13 protein-coding genes are annotated in these 17,446 nt (G+C 60.4%); 7 read left to right on the top strand and 6 right to left on the bottom strand.

Going from position 1 to position 17,446, the window contains the following annotated elements; genetic code table 11:
* Positions 1-10 precede the first annotated feature (10 nt).
* The 7 genes from OA90_RS16255 to OA90_RS16285 all read left to right on the top strand — a co-directional run bounded on the left by OA90_RS16255 (position 11) and on the right by OA90_RS16285 (position 6,427).
* A complete protein-coding gene (locus OA90_RS16255; RefSeq protein ID WP_068414030.1) occupies positions 11-475 on the top strand; it encodes a cupin domain-containing protein in 465 nt (154 codons plus the stop codon).
* Positions 472-1,707: a flavin-dependent oxidoreductase gene (locus tag OA90_RS16260; RefSeq protein WP_082837088.1), complete on the top strand. Its 1,236-nt coding sequence runs from the start codon at positions 472-474 to the stop codon at positions 1,705-1,707. The genes OA90_RS16255 and OA90_RS16260 overlap by 4 nt, the downstream gene beginning before the upstream one ends.
* 124 nt (positions 1,708-1,831) lie before the next feature.
* Complete coding sequence (locus OA90_RS16265) at positions 1,832-3,013, top strand: ABC transporter substrate-binding protein (protein WP_068414160.1); 1,182 nt, start codon at positions 1,832-1,834, stop codon at positions 3,011-3,013.
* Positions 3,014-3,082: 69 nt separating this feature from the next.
* Positions 3,083-4,003, top strand: a complete 921-nt coding sequence (locus OA90_RS16270) for a branched-chain amino acid ABC transporter permease (protein WP_208986172.1) — start codon at positions 3,083-3,085, stop codon at positions 4,001-4,003.
* Entirely contained in the window at positions 4,000-4,986 is a 987-nt protein-coding gene (locus tag OA90_RS16275; RefSeq protein ID WP_068414034.1) for a branched-chain amino acid ABC transporter permease, read from the top strand. The genes OA90_RS16270 and OA90_RS16275 overlap by 4 nt, the downstream gene beginning before the upstream one ends.
* Positions 4,983-5,729 (top strand): ABC transporter ATP-binding protein, encoded by a 747-nt coding sequence (locus tag OA90_RS16280; RefSeq protein WP_068414037.1) that lies wholly within the window; start codon positions 4,983-4,985, stop codon positions 5,727-5,729. The genes OA90_RS16275 and OA90_RS16280 overlap by 4 nt, the downstream gene beginning before the upstream one ends.
* A complete protein-coding gene (locus tag OA90_RS16285) occupies positions 5,726-6,427 on the top strand; it encodes an ABC transporter ATP-binding protein (protein WP_068414040.1) in 702 nt (233 codons plus the stop codon). Before OA90_RS16280 ends, OA90_RS16285 begins: the two co-directional genes overlap by 4 nt.
* Positions 6,428-6,505: 78 nt before the next feature.
* Here OA90_RS16285 and OA90_RS16290 read toward each other — a convergent pair whose 3' ends face one another.
* The 6 genes from OA90_RS16290 to OA90_RS16315 all read right to left on the bottom strand — a co-directional run bounded on the left by OA90_RS16290 (position 6,506) and on the right by OA90_RS16315 (position 17,438).
* The gene (locus tag OA90_RS16290; protein ID WP_279625821.1) at positions 6,506-7,462 is read right to left on the bottom strand and encodes a hypothetical protein; all 957 of its coding nucleotides are present in this window, start codon (positions 7,460-7,462) and stop codon (positions 6,506-6,508) included.
* Positions 7,389-8,438, bottom strand: a complete 1,050-nt coding sequence (locus OA90_RS16295; RefSeq protein ID WP_068414047.1) for a hypothetical protein — start codon at positions 8,436-8,438, stop codon at positions 7,389-7,391. The genes OA90_RS16290 and OA90_RS16295 overlap by 74 nt, the downstream gene beginning before the upstream one ends.
* Before the next feature lie 110 nt (positions 8,439-8,548).
* Positions 8,549-9,127: a hypothetical protein gene (locus OA90_RS16300; RefSeq protein ID WP_068414050.1), complete on the bottom strand. Its 579-nt coding sequence runs from the start codon at positions 9,125-9,127 to the stop codon at positions 8,549-8,551.
* 20 nt (positions 9,128-9,147) lie between these two features.
* Positions 9,148-11,421 carry a mechanosensitive ion channel domain-containing protein gene (locus OA90_RS16305; RefSeq protein ID WP_208986165.1) on the bottom strand — a complete coding sequence of 758 codons (2,274 nt, stop codon included), beginning with the start codon at positions 11,419-11,421 and terminating at the stop codon, positions 9,148-9,150.
* Between the two features lie 338 nt (positions 11,422-11,759).
* The gene (locus tag OA90_RS16310; protein ID WP_068414053.1) at positions 11,760-12,845 is read right to left on the bottom strand and encodes a DUF2336 domain-containing protein; all 1,086 of its coding nucleotides are present in this window, start codon (positions 12,843-12,845) and stop codon (positions 11,760-11,762) included.
* A 1,071-nt stretch (positions 12,846-13,916) separates the two neighbouring features.
* Positions 13,917-17,438, bottom strand: coding sequence for an indolepyruvate ferredoxin oxidoreductase family protein (locus OA90_RS16315; protein WP_068414054.1), 3,522 nt, complete (start codon positions 17,436-17,438; stop codon positions 13,917-13,919).
* Positions 17,439-17,446: the final 8 nt, after the last annotated feature.

The following is a 17,446-nucleotide window of genomic DNA, read 5'->3' on the forward strand; positions in this document are numbered from 1 at the left end:
GGAAACAGAAATGACCGCCATGGTGCCCGGGATCGTCAAATCCCGTGACAGTCTCGACGAGATACGCTGGAACATTCTGGGCCAGACCTATGTGCCCAAGCAGATGACCGAGGAGTGCTTTTCCTGGCATGCGACCCTGCCCCCGGGAACCTTCGTGCCGCCGCATATCCATCCGGATCAGGACGAATTTCTCTATATTCTGGAAGGCCGTTTCGATTTCCTTCTCGACGGGCAGAAAGCCGTCGGCGAGCCCGGAGATCTCGTCAAACTGCCACGCGGCATCCCGCACGGCATTTTCAACAAGTCCGAAAGCACGATCAAGACGCTGTTCTGGGTCACCCCAAGCGCGCAGCTCTATGATCTGTTCTGGGCGCTTCACAATCTGGGACCCGAGGCCGATCCGGCCGAGATCGTTGCAGTCTCCGCGGCCCACGCCATCGATTTCCTCCCCCCGGAAGAAGAGGCCTCACAGTGACTGTCCTGATCGCAGGCGCAGGGATTGGCGGGCTGACCACTGCGCTGATGCTGCACAAGCGCGGTATCCGGGCACAGGTCGTGGAGCAGGCCCCGGAAGTTCGCGAGGTCGGGGTCGGCATCAACACCCTGCCCCATTCCATCGCCGAGCTTGCCGAACTCGGTCTGCTGGAGCGGCTGGACAAGATCGGCCTGCGCACCCGGGAGCTGCGCTACCTGACGCGCATCGGCCAGGAAGTCTGGCGAGAACCGCGCGGGCTTCATGCCGGCCACGAATTCCCGCAGTTTTCCATCCACCGCGGCCGGCTGCAGAAGATGCTCTACGATGCGGCGGTCGAACGCATGGGACCTGACGCCGTCCTGACCGGGCGGCGCCTGTCCGGTTTCGTGCAGGACGAAGGTGGCGTGACCGCACATTTCACCAACACCATCGACGGTGCCGGATCGAGCACCATACGCGCCGAAGTGCTGATCTGCGCCGACGGCATTCACAGCGTTGGCCGGCGCAAGTTCTATCCCGACGAGGGCGTACCGAGCTGGGCCGGTGTCGTCATGTGGCGCGGCGCGGCTGAATGGCCCGTCTGGGAGGACGGCGAGACCATGGCCATCGCCGGGGGCCTCGGCGGGAAACTGGTGCTCTATCCAATCGCCCCCGCCAAAGATGGACGGCAGTTGATGAACTGGGTGGTGAACGTGCGCATGGCCGATGCCTCCGTTTCGCCGCCACCACCGGAAAGCTGGTCCAAGCAGGCGTCCCTTGCCAAGGTGCTGCCCTATGCAAAGCGATTCAACGTGCCGGGCATGGTCCTTGAAGCACTCGTCCGCGCCAGCGGAACGATCTTCGAGTATCCGATGGCCGACCGCGATCCGCTGCCGCGCTGGACGCACGGGCGGGTGACCCTGCTGGGAGACGCAGCCCACCCGATGTACCCTGTGGGGTCCAATGGCGCGGCTCAGGCCATTCTGGACGCGCGCTGTCTTGCCGATGAGCTTGCCGCGTCGGAGCATCCGCGTGAAGCACTTTACCGCTACGAAAAGGAACGGCTGCCCAAGACCGCCGAGGTGGTGCGCACCAACCGGATCGGCGGACCCGAGCGCGTGATCGACGAAGTCGAAAAACGGAGTCCGCGCCGTTTTGACAACGTGGACGATATTTTGGGATATGAAGATCGCAAGGCGATTGTCAAAGGCTACGCGAAGATGGCCGGTTTCGCCACAAGAGAGGACACCTGACCGAAAACAAGGATCAAGGGCTCCTACGTAACGACGGGAAAACAAAAAACGCTAAAACATCCCGGACACTTTGAAAAACCGCAATTCAACCAGCCCCGGAGGGGGGACAAGAGGAAAAATGATCATGAAAGCAAAGGCAAGATTCACGATTGCGAGCCTGGCGGCGGCGTTGGTAACGAGCACCGCGCTGTTTTCAGCTGCGATTGCCGAGGAGGTCAAGATCGGGATGGTCGTGACCCTGTCCGGCCCGCCGGCCGCGCTCGGTCAGCAGATCGTCGACGGTTTCCAGCTCGCGCTGGACCAGAACGGCGGCAAACTGGGCGGCCAGGATGTGACCCTGATCGTCGAGGACGACGAGCTCAAGCCTGATGTGGCTCTGCTCAAGGCAAAATCGCTGGTGGAACGTGACGAAGTCGACTTTGTCGTCGGGACCGTCTTTTCGAACATGCTTCAGGCAATCTTCAAGCCGGTGATCCAGTCCGATACCTTTTTGATCAGCCCGAATGCCGGACCGTCGACCTTCGCCGGAAAGAACTGCAATCCCTATTTCTTCGTCACCTCCTACCAGAACAACCAGAACGCCGAGGTGAGCGGCATGATTGCCAATGAGGAAGGCTTCGAGAAAGTCGTCCTCATGGTGCCCAACTACCAGGCCGGACGCGACAACGTTGCCGGTTACAAGCAGACCTTCAAGGGCACCGTGGCGGACGAGATCTTCACGCCTCTCGGCCATCAGGATTTCTCCTCCGAGCTGGCACAGATCTCCACTGCGGATGCGGATGCTCTGTTCACCTTCATGCCTGGCGGCATGGGCGTGCGTCTCGTCAAGCAGTTTGAAGCTGCGGGCCTGGGTGACAACATCGAGTTCACCTCGGTCTTCACAACCGACGAGACCACCTTGCCTGGACAGCAGGACGCCGCTGTCGGCTTCCTGTCCGCCGGTGCCTGGGCGCCGGACATGAAGAACGACGCCAATCAGGCCTTCGTCTCGGCCTTCGAGGAGAAATACGGCTATGTCCCGGGCTCCTACGCCGCCCAGTCCTATGACACGGCCAATCTGATTGCCAGCGCCCTGGAAAAGACCGGCGGCGACATGAGCGACAAGGACGCCACGCGTGCAGCGCTCGAGGCAGCGGATTTCACCTCCGTGCGCGGGTCTTTCGCCTTCAGCAACAACCACTACCCCGTTCAGGACTTCCATTTGCTTGAAGTGGCGAAGCGGGATGATGGCAAGTTCTGGACGACAGCCAAGCGGACGGTCGTCACCGACTATGCCGACAGCTTCCATGCCGAGTGCAAAATGTAGGAAGCAGATCGCGCCCGCCCCGACTTGGGGCGGGCGCATCCGATCCATGAAAAGGCTGACGCGGTGTCACTGACCCTCCTTCTCATCCAGTGCCTGAACGGGCTCCAGTACGGTACGCTCCTGTTTCTGATCGCAGCCGGGCTCACGCTTGTCTTCGGGGTCATGGGGTTCATCAACCTGGCCCATGGCGTGCAATACATGGTGGGGGCCTATCTGGTTTTCGCCTTCCACCAGTTGACCGGCAGCTTTGCCGCTGCGGTGGTGCTGTCCCTGGCCGCCGCGCTTTTGCTCGGCCTGTTGCTGGAGTATTTCGTTTTCCGGCATCTCTACGGGCGCGATCATCTGTCCCAGGTGCTGGCGACATTCGGGATCATCATCTTTCTCAATGAACTGGCCAAGGTCATCTTCGGTCCGGGCACATTGACAATCGAACCGCCGGAATTCTTGGCCGGATCGATCCAGTTGACCGAGCAGTTGCGCTATCCGGTGTACCGCTTCGTCACGATCCTCGCCGGGCTCGCAGTTGCCGTCATTCTCTACCTCACCGTGACCCGGACCCGGGTGGGCATGCTGATCCGTGCCGGGGCGACAACGCCGGAAATGGTGTCCGCACTCGGGGTCAACGTCCAGAAACTGTTCATGATCGTCTTTGGCGTCGGGGCGATGCTGGCGGGCTTTGCCGGCGTGATCGCCGCACCGATCTTCGCGATCGAACCCGGTATGGGGGACAATATCCTGATCATTGCCTTCGTCGTCATCATCATCGGCGGCATCGGATCGATCCGGGGCGCTTTTCTGGCCGCTCTGATCGTCGGCCTCTTTGACACGCTCGGCCGCACACTCCTGATCGAGGGGCTGGAACTGGTGTTCCCGCCGTCTTTCTCCAATCAGGTCGGGCCCGCGCTTGCATCGATGCTCATCTACATCCTGATGGCCGCCATTCTGGTCGTACGCCCTCAGGGTCTGCTGCCCGCGAAGGGGGCCGCATGATACGCGTGGACCGCAGCTTCCTGCTCATGGCGCTCATCTTCGCGCTCCTGTTTGCCGCCCCGTTCGTCCTGCCGCTCATCGGCCAGACCTACATATTGAGCCTGCTGATCAAGGCGATGCTGCTGGCGATCGCTGCAATATCGCTCGATCTTCTGATTGGCCAGGGCGGGATGATCAGCCTGGGTCACGCGGCCTTCGTCGCCATTGGCGCTTATGCAGCGGCCATCGGTCTGGAAAGCGGCATCGAGAACATCCTGGTTCTCCTGCTTCTGGCGCTTCTGGTCTCAGGTCTCTTTGCCCTGATCACCGGCGCGCTGGCCCTCAGGACATCCGGGGTCTACTTTCTGATGATTACACTTGCCTTCGGTCAGATGATCTATTTCACGCTGACCTCCCTGGCCCCCTATGGCGGGGACGACGGGCTGACGCTCTGGTCGATGGCAACCTTTTTCGGCAGCGACGTGGTGCAGAGTGGAGGCCAGCTCTATCTTGTGGTCCTGCTGACCCTGTTGCTCGTGTGGTGGGGCGTTCACCGTCTCGGCAACTCCCGGTTCGGCAGGGTGCTCCGGGCCGCGCGCGACAATCCCGAGCGGACTGAGATCATTGGCTTTTCGGTCTTCCGATACCGGCTGACCGCCTATGTCATTGCCGGGATGATCGCCGCCGTCTCCGGGCTGCTGACGATGCAGCATGCGGAGTTTGTCAGCCCCTCTCTGGCGGCCTGGCAGCGTTCCGGAGATCTTCTGGTGGTCGTGGTCCTGGGGGGGCTTGGAACCCGCAGCGGCGCGCTTCTTGGCGCGTTCTTCCTTGTGATCGTGGAGGAAGTGCTGGGGTCCTTCATTCACGAATGGAGGCTGATCTACGGACCGCTACTGGTGCTTCTCGCGCTTCATGCAAAGGGCGGGTTAAGCCATCTTCTCTTGCCGGTAGCGGCACCCGCGAGAACCGGTATGCCCCGGACAAGCGAGGACAACGCGTCATGAATGCGTTGGAAATCCGCAATCTGAACAAGTATTTCGGTGCGTTACATGTCAGCCGGAACATCTCGCTATCCGTGCCTGAAGGCCAGTGCCACGCGCTCATCGGACCGAACGGCGCGGGCAAGACGACGCTGATCCACCAGATCTCCGGCGTCCTGCACGCCGATGCCGGCGAGATCGTTCTCGCAGGCCAGGACATCACCACCAGAAAGACATGGCAACGTGCACAGGCGGGCCTTGGACGCACGTTTCAGTTGACCTCGGTCCTGCCGTCCTTCTCCGTTCTGGAGAATGTGGCCCTTGCCGTGCAGGCCAGGTCCGGATCGAGCTTCCGCTTCTTCCGCCCGGCCGCCCGCGAGAAAGACCTGAACGAAGCAGCCATGGAGACGCTGGAGCGCCTCAACATGGCAGACCGGGCCCATGTACCCGCCGACGACCTGTCGCACGGGGAAAGGCGACTTCTGGAACTTGCTATCGCCCTGGCGGGTGCTCCGGGTTTCCTGCTTCTGGACGAACCCATGGCCGGCCTCGGCCGCGTGGAGAGCGCGATGCTGATCGATATTCTCGCCGACCTGCGCCGCACGATCCCGATGCTGTTGGTGGAACACGACATGGATGCGATCTTTCAGCTTGCGGACACGGTTTCGGTATTGGTCGACGGACAGATCGTGGCGCAGGGCGCCCCGGAAGACGTGCGAAACGACCCTGCGGCCCGGGCGGCCTATCTCGGAGACAGCGGACAATGAGCACGCTTTTGAGCGTTACCGGTCTGCATGCAGGCTATGGGCGTGCCGAAGTCCTGTTCGGGATCGATCTCGATCTGGCCGAAGGCCAGGTGACCACGCTCATGGGTCGCAACGGCATGGGCAAATCCACCGCCGTGCGCTGCCTCATGGGTCTTCTGAAACCCAGCAAAGGCCGGATTCTGGTGAGAGGCGAAGACCTTACCGGGGAACCTCCCTACCGGATCGCCCAGGCGGGGCTTGGGCTAGTGCCGGAGGGACGGCTGGTCTTTCCGTCTCTCACTGTCAGCGAAAATCTGCGCGCCACGGCGCGCCCGGAGCCCGGCGGATGGACGGAAGACAAAGTCTTCGACGCTTTTCCGCGCCTTGCGGAACGCAGACGCAATCTCGGTTTCCAGTTGTCCGGCGGCGAGCAACAGATGCTGGCTATCGGACGCGCCCTGATGACCAACCCGGACCTGCTGATCCTCGACGAAGCCACCGAAGGACTGGCACCGCTGATCCGCGAGGAAATCTGGTCCATGCTCGCCCGTTTGAAGGCAAGCGGCCTCTCGATCCTGCTGATCGACAAGAACCTTGACGAACTCTCCAGGATCTCGGACCGGTACTACGTGATCGAAAAGGGAGAAATCGTCTGGAGCGGCACCACCGAAGCCTTCAACGCCAACCGCGCACATGTGGAGCAGTATCTGCATTTGTGAGAGGGATACGCGCGAAATTGCCGTCCGAACGCTGCCACGACCCGCGAACAACGCTGCCTTTCCGGCTCGTCGGCTTTCCTATACCCTGTCCGGATCCGCCAGCATATGATCGAACAGCCCTGACTTGAGCGCCCCCGGCAAACCGCTTTGCGGGACAAGTTCCGTTCCGATGAGCTCCCGCTCGTAGAGCCTTTCGATGTCGCTGGTGTCGACTGTCTGCCCGTGCACGACAGATGCCAGCTTGGTCCTGAAGGCCTCCAAACCGCCCATTGAGGAAAAATGCCATCCGGCTTCCGGGATGATTTTCACCGGCCGGCTGATGCCTGTGAGATTGTTGTTGCGCAGCCTCAGGAACGGTTGGGCGAGAACCGCCGGCACCCAGGGTTTCTTGGTCATCCGAGCCTTTGTCCGGCGCAGTTGCTGCGGCGTCGTCAGATACTTCTTTTCGATCATCCGCGAACCGAGCAACCAGCTTTTCCCCGGTACGATCCGGTTCAGGTGATGCTTGTGAAGGCTCTGCTCGAACACCAGCAGCCTGCCCATGTAAAGCCGGTCCCGCAGGACCTTCTCAAGCACCTCTTTCCGCACGATCTCGTCGACATCCGACACAAGGATCAGGTCGTCCTCTGCACAGTTTTCCAGCGCCTGAGCGATGCAGTTGCGCTGATAGTTTTCCCGCTCCCAGTCCTTCTTGCGTCGGCTCTTGTAGACGCCCAGAGCCGGTGGCAGCTCATCGGGAAACTCGATCTGAAGATCGACGATCTTGTCGGCCCAGGGCGCGAAACGCTCCCGGTTCTCAGCGAAATAATATGGTTTGGCCCCGCCCCGCTGGGTCTGATTGGCCTCCACCAGTACGAAGCGGTCGACAAGATCGCCCATCTCCCGGAGGCGGATCTCCAGCAGGTCGAACTCGTTGTGAAAGACGAAACAGTCGTGGATCTTCATGGGCGTATCGTGAGCATCAAAGGCTCTTCCAAAGTCTGAACTGGGCCCGCAGGGCTTTTTCCTGAACAAGGCGCTTGATCCTGAAGGCACGGGACGTCTCGAGAGCGCCCGCCGACCATCCCCCGGACAGAAAGACCTCGTCGAACCTCCGCATCACCGGCCCCGGCAAAAATTGGCTCACCGAGTGGCGCGCCAGGTCGCCATCGGCAGATGACGGCGTATAATCGACCAGCAGGCGCACCAGTTCCCGGCGAGTCCGGTAGATCCAGTCCGGCTTCGGAGTCATGACCACATGGTTCCGGTCCATACCGCCGGCCCAACTGAACACCGGCCGGCCGGCCATCAGGAATTCCGCGATGGCGAGACCGAAACTCTCGCCGATTTTCTTGGCGTTGAGCCCTGCGTCGCAGGTCGCGATGAACCGGGACTTTTCAACAGGATCCACAATCGACGGCAGAAACAGAGCCCTTGGATGGTCGATGAATTTTTCCGTGTTAACGAACAGGAACCAAAGATCGGGCCGGCGCCGGAGCGCTTCTTCGACGGCGCTGTGCGCAAAGGGAATGTTGAACTGATCGTAACCGCCGTAGCGGCCCACCACGAAGGCCTCCCGGGGAATGCCGAGTTTCTGGCGCAGCGTACCCTCGGCCTGTGGCAGGTCGACAATATGCGGCACAGCCGGCGCCAGGCCACCGCTCATCCAGTCGGCCAGCCAGTCGGAAACATAGGCATAGACATCGCCATGCGGTTCGAAATGGCGGAACACTGCATGAACGCCGGAGCGCCCGGCGGTGATATCGACAGGCACGGCACGCCCTTCCCGGATGTAGTAGCAGAAATCAAGTTTGAAAGGCTCGCTGACGCGGCGGCTGTCGGTATCGGGTTTCATCGGAACCAGCGTCACTGACCGGCCGAACTTCTCGACCACCGAGGGCGTGCTTTTCGCCTCGTTGTGAAAGACGAAGGCCTCATGACCCAGCTCCTGCTGCACGCCCACTGCATAGTCGTGAAGCGCAACGCTCATGCCGCGTTCGTTGAGCGTGCCCGCCTGAAATCCGATCCGCATCCCGGTCCCGTCAAGTTAACTGCTGGGACCGATATCGGATTTCGCCGCCAAGGTCCATTCGGTCATGGCCGAATTCGGAGCCCGTCATGCCGTGAATGCGCAAACAGGCGCTATTGGATGGCAAAAGGCAGCTCGACCTTGGCCGATGCACCGCTGTTTTCATCGTTGACCGTCAGGACCAGCAGATAGTCGCCCGCCGGAGCGCCACTCACATTGAGTGTCATGTTGACCATGTATTCGGTGTTTGGCACATGGCTCCTGAAATCGAAGCGGCCGAAATCCTTCTGTCCGGCCAGTACATGACCGTCCGGCGAAGTCAGGTCGAAATCGACGGTCAGGAGCGATGTGTGAAGGCCATCCACCTGTATCCAGTCGAAGCCTACAGGTTCCAGATAGATTCTGAGCGGTTCGCCTTCGGCAAATATGTTGCCGGTACGGACCGTGTAGATGCCGTAACCGTCGGCCGGTTCCGTCACGAAAAGCGCCGTATCGACTGCTAGCGGCGCTTCGCGCCAGGCGTCGGACAAGGCCTGCCGCATCGCCGTGACGGCCGCCATCCCGTCTCCGGCGCCCAGAGCCGCCTCCGCCTCGCCTGCCTTGTCCTGCAAGGATCCAGCGGAAGCCGGCAGACAAAGCGCCCCGAGCAGGGCCAGAACCGTAGCCGGCACCGTAAAACCGCTTTTCAGCATGTCTAACCTCACGAAAACCTTCAGAGTTGGTCCGCATCGGCGCCGTTTTCCGCTGCGTCCTCTTCCCCGATCATTCCGGCCGCGGCCGCACCTGCCGCAGCAATCTGCGCGGCACCCGGCGAAACGGTTCCGTGCGCATCTTCCTCACCTGCAACCCGCACGGTCACCTGACGATGGGCGAACTTGATGCCGTTCTCCTCAAAGAGATCCCGCAGTCCGGCATAGACGACCTTGCGCAACTCGAACTGCTTTCCGGGTTTGGTGGTGAATTTCACGCGGGCGATCATGGCCGAATCCTCCATGGACATGATGCCCTGGGATTTCAGCGGCGCCAGGAACATCGGGCCGAAGTATTCGTCCTCTATTAGCTCCTTGCCGAAATTCTTGATGATCTTGCGCATCTTCTCAACATCCGTGTCATAGGTGACGCGGAAGGCGAGCTTCATCACCGCCCAGTCGCGGGAAAAGTTCTCCACCTGCTGGATTTCGCCGAAGGGAATTGTCGTCAGCGCCCCCCGGTGATGGCGCAATTGCATGGAACGGATCGAGATCTTCTCGACCACGCCTTTGGCGCTGCCGATATCGATATATTCGCCTTTACGAAAGGCGTCGTCGATCAGGTAGAAGGCCCCCGAGAAAATATCGCGGATGAGCGTCTGCGCACCGAAGCCGATAGCCAGGCCGACGACACCGGCACCGGCGAAGAGCGGGGCGATGTTCACACCAAGCTCCGACAACACCACCATGGAGGCGATCACCACGATGGTGATCAGCAGGAAATTCCGGAAGATGGGCAGCAGCGTCGCGATCCGGCTTTCCCCTGCCCCGCCGACTTCCGCCTCCTCGTCCGTTTCAGCAGGCGCTTCCTTGGCGATCTGCCGGTCTATGAGGATCTTGACCGCCTCGTAAGCCATATACCCCAGGAACACGACCAGCAGTACCTCGACAAAGGAACCGATCAGCGAGCCGCTGCCGGCGAGCGGCAGGCCCCACCACGAGGCAAGGAGATCCAGAGAGCCGAAGGCGACAAGAATGACTGCGCCCCGGTCGAAGAGGTCCCGGAAGGGTGTGCGCCTTGCTTCCCGTTCAGCTGCCTCCGCCCGGGCTTGGGCAAGGGCGCTTTCCTGGTCCTCGTTCCCGCCTTCGCTCTCTTCCGCCCGCTTGATGTCCTCGGCAATCCTGGCCTGGGCGTCCGCGGTGTCGAGCCGCGGAAGAAGCACCCTGTCGATAATCAGGATCAGGACACCATAGGCGACGGTGGCCAGAAGCAGCACCTGGATCGGCGCACCGACCAGTCCGGTCGCATCGGGCAGATCCAGAAGAATACGGACCGCGGAGATGGTCCAGGCCAGCATAAGATAAAGCACCGCGGTATAATGCCAGATACGGGCAAGTACTTTGCGCCAGAACGGACACGCATCGCCTTCCCGTCCCCGGATAAGCCGGGCGATCACCTTGCGAAAGACAATGGCAATTCCCAGAAGGATCAGCATGGAGAGCGCCGAAGCGCCGATCAAAGCGACCTTGTGAGCGTCATTCGACAGGCCGAGACGTTCCATCCAGATGCAGAAGGCCACAGTGGCCAGGGAAACACCCGAGCCGGCAAGAAGTGTCCTGTAAAGCCCCGTTGCCTCGCCGTTGGACAGCGCGAGCAGGCGATGTGTCTCCGCGTCGGGCGCGAGCAGGTTGAGCCAGATGACCCGCAGCAGCATGAAGACGGAAACGACACTGAGCACAACAAGCGCCGTTTCGTTGGCGGCCTGCAGGCCTGTGCCGAGAATAAGATAGACGACCGAGCCGACAGCGAAGAACAACGCGACACCGACAGCCATCAAAAGCGCGCGCAGATACAGATAAATGATCTTGTCGGAGCGGCTGTAGACGTCCGCCTTGTACAGGAATTCGAACTGCCGGTGCCCCCACCTGCTAAGCAGCGCATAAGCTGCAAGACCGACCGCGATGGCGATCGCCACGTCGGCCAGCGCCGCGGGAAGCCATCCCAGACCCTGGTCCTCGCCATGGGTGCGCAGGATGTTCAGCATGGATTGGTGAATTGTCGGAATTTCTCCGACGATCAACTTGAATTCGTCGCGCGCCTCGACTGCGTCGTCGGAAAACCCTTCCAGTGCCTCGATCAGCCCCGCACCCGCGCCTTCCTCGTCTTCCTCGTCTTCATCGCCTTGCGCAACCGCCGCACCTTGTGTCGCCGCTGCGCCTGCAGCCCCGGTTGCCGCGCTTTGCTCGGCCCCGACGAGACCCTTGAAGGTGCCGGGAATACCCTGTGCATGCCCCAAGGATATTCCAGCGAAAACGGTGAGACTGAAAACGCTCAGGGCCAGCACCAAGGGGACTGCCGTTCGCAGCCCGCCCCGTACCGGATGGAAACGTGCTGGAAGTCTGATTGAAAAGCGCATATGGGCCCCACGGCAAGTCGCGTTGACGGTTCCTGTCTTTGTTAAGCACGGTTCCGGTTTTTTTGAAAGTTGTCCGGCTTGCAGCCCTCCGATCCAACGAAAAAGGCCCGGTGCTCGAACCGGACCTTTCAATACGCAAGACTTGTCTGAAGACCTCCAATCAGGATCGATTGAAAGTCCTGAAGGCGATTGGCATCAAGATGCCGAGGATCCAAACTTCAATGAAGGACGATGTTCTGCCAATGCGACATCTTGCGCTTGGCTTCCGCGACGCTCATCCGCTCGAACAGGTTCATCGCATCGCTGCGGGCTTCCGGCGTCAGGCGGTGACGCCAGGGGCCGATGGAAAGCAAGGACCCGACGGTGATGGAGGAAAAGCCGAACGCTTTGGCCAGGATCACGAAAGGCTCCGGATCGGGACGCACCATCCAATGGCTCACTTCCTCCACGCCGCAGCGGACCAGCCAGGCAAAGGTTGCGACAACTTCGGCGAAGCGGTCCTCGGACGCGAAACGGCGCAAGGCGGCTTCGTTGACCATGCCACGCTTCGCAAGCAGGATGATCCTGCTGCGTGCTGTCTCGAAATCATATCGGCTCAGCCAGTACTGGTTCGACATGCGCTGCGCCGCGACCTGCGCCGCTTCCTCAACGCGCTCAGCTTCGTCCTCGCGCCCTGCCGCCTGCAGCTTCTGGCGAACTTCTTCGCTGGCCACCGCGATCAGGCTACTGATATGCGCCTGGGCAAGATCGGCCCGTTCACTCAGCGAGAGCTGCAGGGTGGCATCCGATGCCGCGTCGCTGATCAGCGCCATGACCGATGCATTGGAAAGGCACGCCCCGTCGTTGCCAGCCACCTTCCGTTTAACCTTGATATCCCCGGTCCGAACCAGGATATCCGTCAGTTCCTCCGACAGAACCTCGCGCTGGGCAATCGCGAAACGGTGTGCGTTGCTGCGTTTTGCCGCGATCTCGATCAGGTCCGCGTCACGCAGAACGGTCGATCTGAGAAGAATGGGCTCGGCCACCTCGATGTCATCATCGGCAAGCCGGCGGATCGTTTCTTCCGGTCCGCGGCGAAGACTGGACATCTGATCCGCCACATAGCGCCGGACCTCCGCCTCGACCATGTCGACAAGGCGTAAGAGAACCGAGTCGTAAATATCAACTTGCTCGTCCGAGCACCGGTCGGAGGTCAATGCGAACAGTGTCGCGACATGTCGGGCCAGTTCCGCCCGTCTGGCGCTGCCAGCTTCCCCGGTCAGCTCCGAAAAGTTCACCAGTTCTGTTTTCAACGCTTCCGTCATGCTTCGGTACCAGTTCTCAAATTTTTGCCTATCGGCGGTATCTGCGAAGATGAAGCGGAGTTTTAAAAAAGAACGAAACGCCCGTTCCGAGAATGTAATCATCTTTTTTTCAATATTGAGAACAATTGTAACTTTCAGGTTTGGCGTGAAGTTAAATAATTGAAAATTATCGACTTTATTGAAATTCACGCAAAGTTAACCGAGTGAGCAAGCCGCCCGAGAAATCGATTTTCCATGCTGAATGAGGCTCCGGAGGGAGGTTTCCCCGGCACCGGTGTGGCCGCAGTCATTCACTGTTAACGCGCGCGGCCTCGAATTTCTGCGCTTTGAGGCAATAAAACTGGGACATCCGGCGGACTGCATTTCCGCCGGAAAAGCGTTTCTCGTGCAGGAAGCTGCTCACAGCACAAAAGCAATGCAAAGACGTCGGCAGACCAAACCCCTGCTCATATGATCGATATTCATGGCCCGGTACAAGATCCGGCAAACTTGCGTGACGCTGTATCTGGATCTCTGATCAGCTTCGTTTCCCCCGGTTTATTGCGCTGTGCCAACGGGCGAGAAGACGGCACCTGGCACGGTCACCGCGCAACTTCAGGTCTCGCACACCTGGCAGCGATGCCTCAGAAATTTAAAAATATTTTCCTTTTCTTATTGCCTCGACTCGTGCCGAGATATAATAAAGAAAGAGATATATTTTTTTATTGGAAATAGACATGCCCTCTGAAATTCATCGGATTTATCCTTCCTGCCATCGCTCCACACAACGCGATGGTATCTTGAGAAAATTTCTTGTTGCATGGACACGCTGGTCGACCTGCCGCAAACGGCGCAGACCCCTGAGCTCCCTTCCCGATGGAATAATCAGGGACATTCTGGCCGACGAAGACCCGGGAAGAGCGCGACAGGAAAACCGCCGCCGTTCTCTTTCGGGATCGCAGGGATCCGCAGTCTAGGTGTTTAGCTTTTACCGGTTAGATTGGCTTCAGGGGTCGCCCGAACGCATTTGCAATTCAAGCGCGGCCTCAAGCGTTTCCCCGAATCCATCAATCCGCTTAAACGCGCACCGCTCTATTCCGCGGCGTCGAGCATGAGCTTTGACGCCTCGGCGTCATCGTTGCCACCGTCCTTGCTCATGTGTAGCTGTTCAAGCAGCATCAGGCGCTTTTCGGCGGCCTTGTGCATATTCTCTGCCTTCACCGGACCGAAGCCACGGATGAGGTCCGGTACCCGGGCCAACTCGACCAGCAGCCCGTAGTTGCCGTCCGGCAGCCGGTTCAGGATCTCCACAACATCCGCCTCATACTGGGCGATGAGCTCCCGTTCGGCCCGGCGCTCCGCATTTCGGGCAAAGGGATCGAACCACTTGCCGCGAATTCCCCTGAACTTCGCCAGCACCTTGAAGACGCTGAACACCCAGGGACCGAAGGCCATCTTTTCCGGCCTGCCGGTCTTCGGGTCCTTGCGATGGGCAAGGATCGGCGGTGCCAGATGCACCTTGAGCTTGCGTGGGTTTTCGAACCGCAGTGCAATTTTCTGACGGAAGGCCGGGTCGGAATAAAGCCGGGCGACTTCATATTCGTCCTTGTAGGCCATCACCTTGAAAAGGAGATCGGCCACTGTCCGCGTCAGACGCGAAGTCCCCGGCCCGTGGACCTCGTCAGCGGCCTTGACCTTGCCCACGAGTTCCCGGTAGCGGGCGGCATAAGCGGCATCCTGGTAAGCGCTCAGTTCCTGCGCATTGAAGGCGATTTTCTCGTCAAGGCTGAATTCGCGCGGCTTTGCCTCGGCCGGAAGCGCCTTCAGCAGTTTTTGAGCATCGGCAGCCAGAACACGGCCGGCGCGGAATGCCTTGACATTGCTTGCAACCGAAGCGCCGTTGAGTTCCAGGGCCGTCTCGATGGCATAATCCGTGATCGGCAGGCCGCCGCTCTGATAGGCCATTCCGACAAGCAGCATGTTGGCATAGATGGCATCGCCCAGAAGCTTTTCGGCAACATCCGCCGCGTTCACGGCAAGATAGGTGCCGGAAGCTGCGCTCAGCGCGGTGTCCATGCGTTTTTCATCGAAAGAAAGGGTCTGCTTGAGGACAAATTCGGCTGTCGGCGCCACCTTGGTATTCGCCACGGTCAGCGTCTTGCCGCGATGAGCCATCGCCAGCTGGTCCGCATTGGTTGCCACGACCATGTCGCTGGCGATCAGCAGATCGAGGCTGGCCGCGGGAACGCGCGGCCCCTCGATGGATCTGTCGCTCGCCGCAAAGCGGATATGAGAGGTGACCGGGCCACCCTTCTGGGCAAGGCCGGTCATATCCAGCGTGGATGCCTGTTTGCCGTCCACATGAGCGGCCATGGCAAGTACGGCGCTGATGGTCGTCACGCCCATGCCGCCGATGCCTGCCACAAGGGCGTTGCGGGTGCGTTCGAGCGAGGCCAGAACCGGCTGCGGCAGATCTTTCGCCAGCGCATCGATATCGACATCAGCCTTCTTCGGCTTTTTAAGCTCTGCGCCTTCAATTTCCACAAAGGACGGACAGAACCCCTTGATGCAGGAAAAGTCCTTGTTGCAGCTCGACTGGTTGATCACCCGTTTTTCGCCGAAAGGCGTCGCCAGCGGCTCGACCGACAGGCAGTTCGACTGGACCGAGCAGTCGCCACAGCCCTCGCAGACACGGTCATTGATGAACAGCCGCTTGTCCGGATCGGGGAACAGGCCGCGCTTGCGCCGGCGGCGTTTTTCCGCCGCGCAGGTCTGATCGTAGACAATGACGGAAACGCCCTTGAAGGATTGCAGTTCCGTCTGGACATCCATCAGATCGTCGCGGTGATGGACCTTCGTGCCCGGAGCGATCGGTGACCAGGAGCCGTAATTTTCCGGGTTCTCCGAAACGATTGCAATGCGTTCCACCCCTTCCGCCTCGAGCTGGCGGGTAATCTGCGGAACGGAAAGCTGGCCGTCGACTTTCTGGCCGCCGGTCATGGCGACCGCATCATTGTAGAGAATCTTGTAGGTGATCGGCACATTCGATGCCAGCGCCTGCCGGATCGCCAGAATACCGGAATGGAAATAGGTGCCGTCGCCGACATTGGCGAACACGTGGCTGTCGCCGGAAAAAGGCTGCTGACCGACCCACAGGATGCCCTCGCCGCCCATGGCGATCTGGCCTTCTGTGGTGCGCCCGGCCATTTCCGTCATGGCATGACAGCCGATTCCCGGCAGCGAGCGGGATCCTTCCGGCGTCTTTGTGGAGGTCGAATGCGGACATCCCGAACAGAAATAGGGAATACGGGCCGCGCGTTCCGCGTGACCTTGCGCCCACATGACCTGATGGGTCATGCGGCTGGCGACAGCGCGCATATCGTCGGAAACCGCCTCATCCGGCAACCAGGTCATCAGGCCTTCGATGAGTTCCGCGACCGAGAGCTCAAGCACGTCGGACAGGAACGGAGTTCCGTCCGGCCGCCGTTTACCCCAGATTTCCGGGCGGCTCATATGCGGCCAGTGATAGGAGATTTCCTTGATCTGCGGTTCCATGAAGCCACGCTTGTGCTCGACGACAAGCAGGCGCTCGGCGCCACGGGCAAATTCGCGCAGGCCCAGAGGTTCCAGCGGCCAGGTCATGGCGACCTTGTAGACGGCAAGGCCCAGGTCCCGGGCGAAATCCTCCGAAATGCCCATCAGGTCCAGCGCCTGCAACAAATCACGATACGCCTTGCCCGAGGTGACGATACCCAGCTTGGCCTGGCCGCGCGTTCCGAAAGCGACCCGGTCGAGGCCGTTGACGCGTGCATAGATGTGCGTCGCCGGAATGCGAATGTCGCGCAGCAGGCGTTCGGTCTCCAGCCGGTTGGCGAGAAGCAGATCGCGATTCTGACGGTAGTCCTTGCGCGGGTCGCCCTCGAGCGGCCGAACGAGATGCAACCGCTTCGGAGAGATATCAATCGTCGCCGAGGCATCCATGGTGTCCGCGACACAGATAAGCGCGCTCCACAGGCCGGTGAACCGGGACATCTCAAGTCCGTGCAAACCGTAGTCGAGCACATCCTGGATATCGGATGGATTGAGCACCGGAATTTCCGCGTGCTCGAAATAGAATTCGCTCTGCGCCGGCAGGATGGACGATTTGGCAAGGTGATCGTCACCGGCAAGCGCCAGAACGCCGCCGTTGCGGTCGGTGCCGGAGGCATTTGCCTGACGCAGCACATCCCCTGCCCGGTCGACGCCCGGAGACTTGCCGTACCAGATACCGAAGACGCCGTCATAATCGGTCGCGCGGCCGATGCCGCCTTCGCCGCGCAGCTTCTGGCTGCCCCACACGGCGGTCGCGCCCAGTTCCTCGTTCACGCCCGGTTTGAAGACGACATCATTTTGCTTGAGATGACGCTGTGCCCGCATCAGTTCGGTGTCATAGCCCGCAAGTGGCGACCCGCGATAGCCGGAGATGAACCCGCCGGTTTTCAATCCCGCCTGCCGGTCGATCCTTGCCCGATCCAGAACCAGACGGACCAGCGCTTGTATCCCTGTCAGATAGACCCGTCCCTGAGTGGCGACATATTTGTCCTCAAGGGTCACCGCTGGCATATGCACGTTCATCCGACATC

This window comes from Labrenzia sp. OB1 (assembly GCF_001624695.1).
In the GTDB taxonomy this organism is placed as follows: Bacteria; Pseudomonadota; Alphaproteobacteria; order Rhizobiales; family Stappiaceae; genus Roseibium.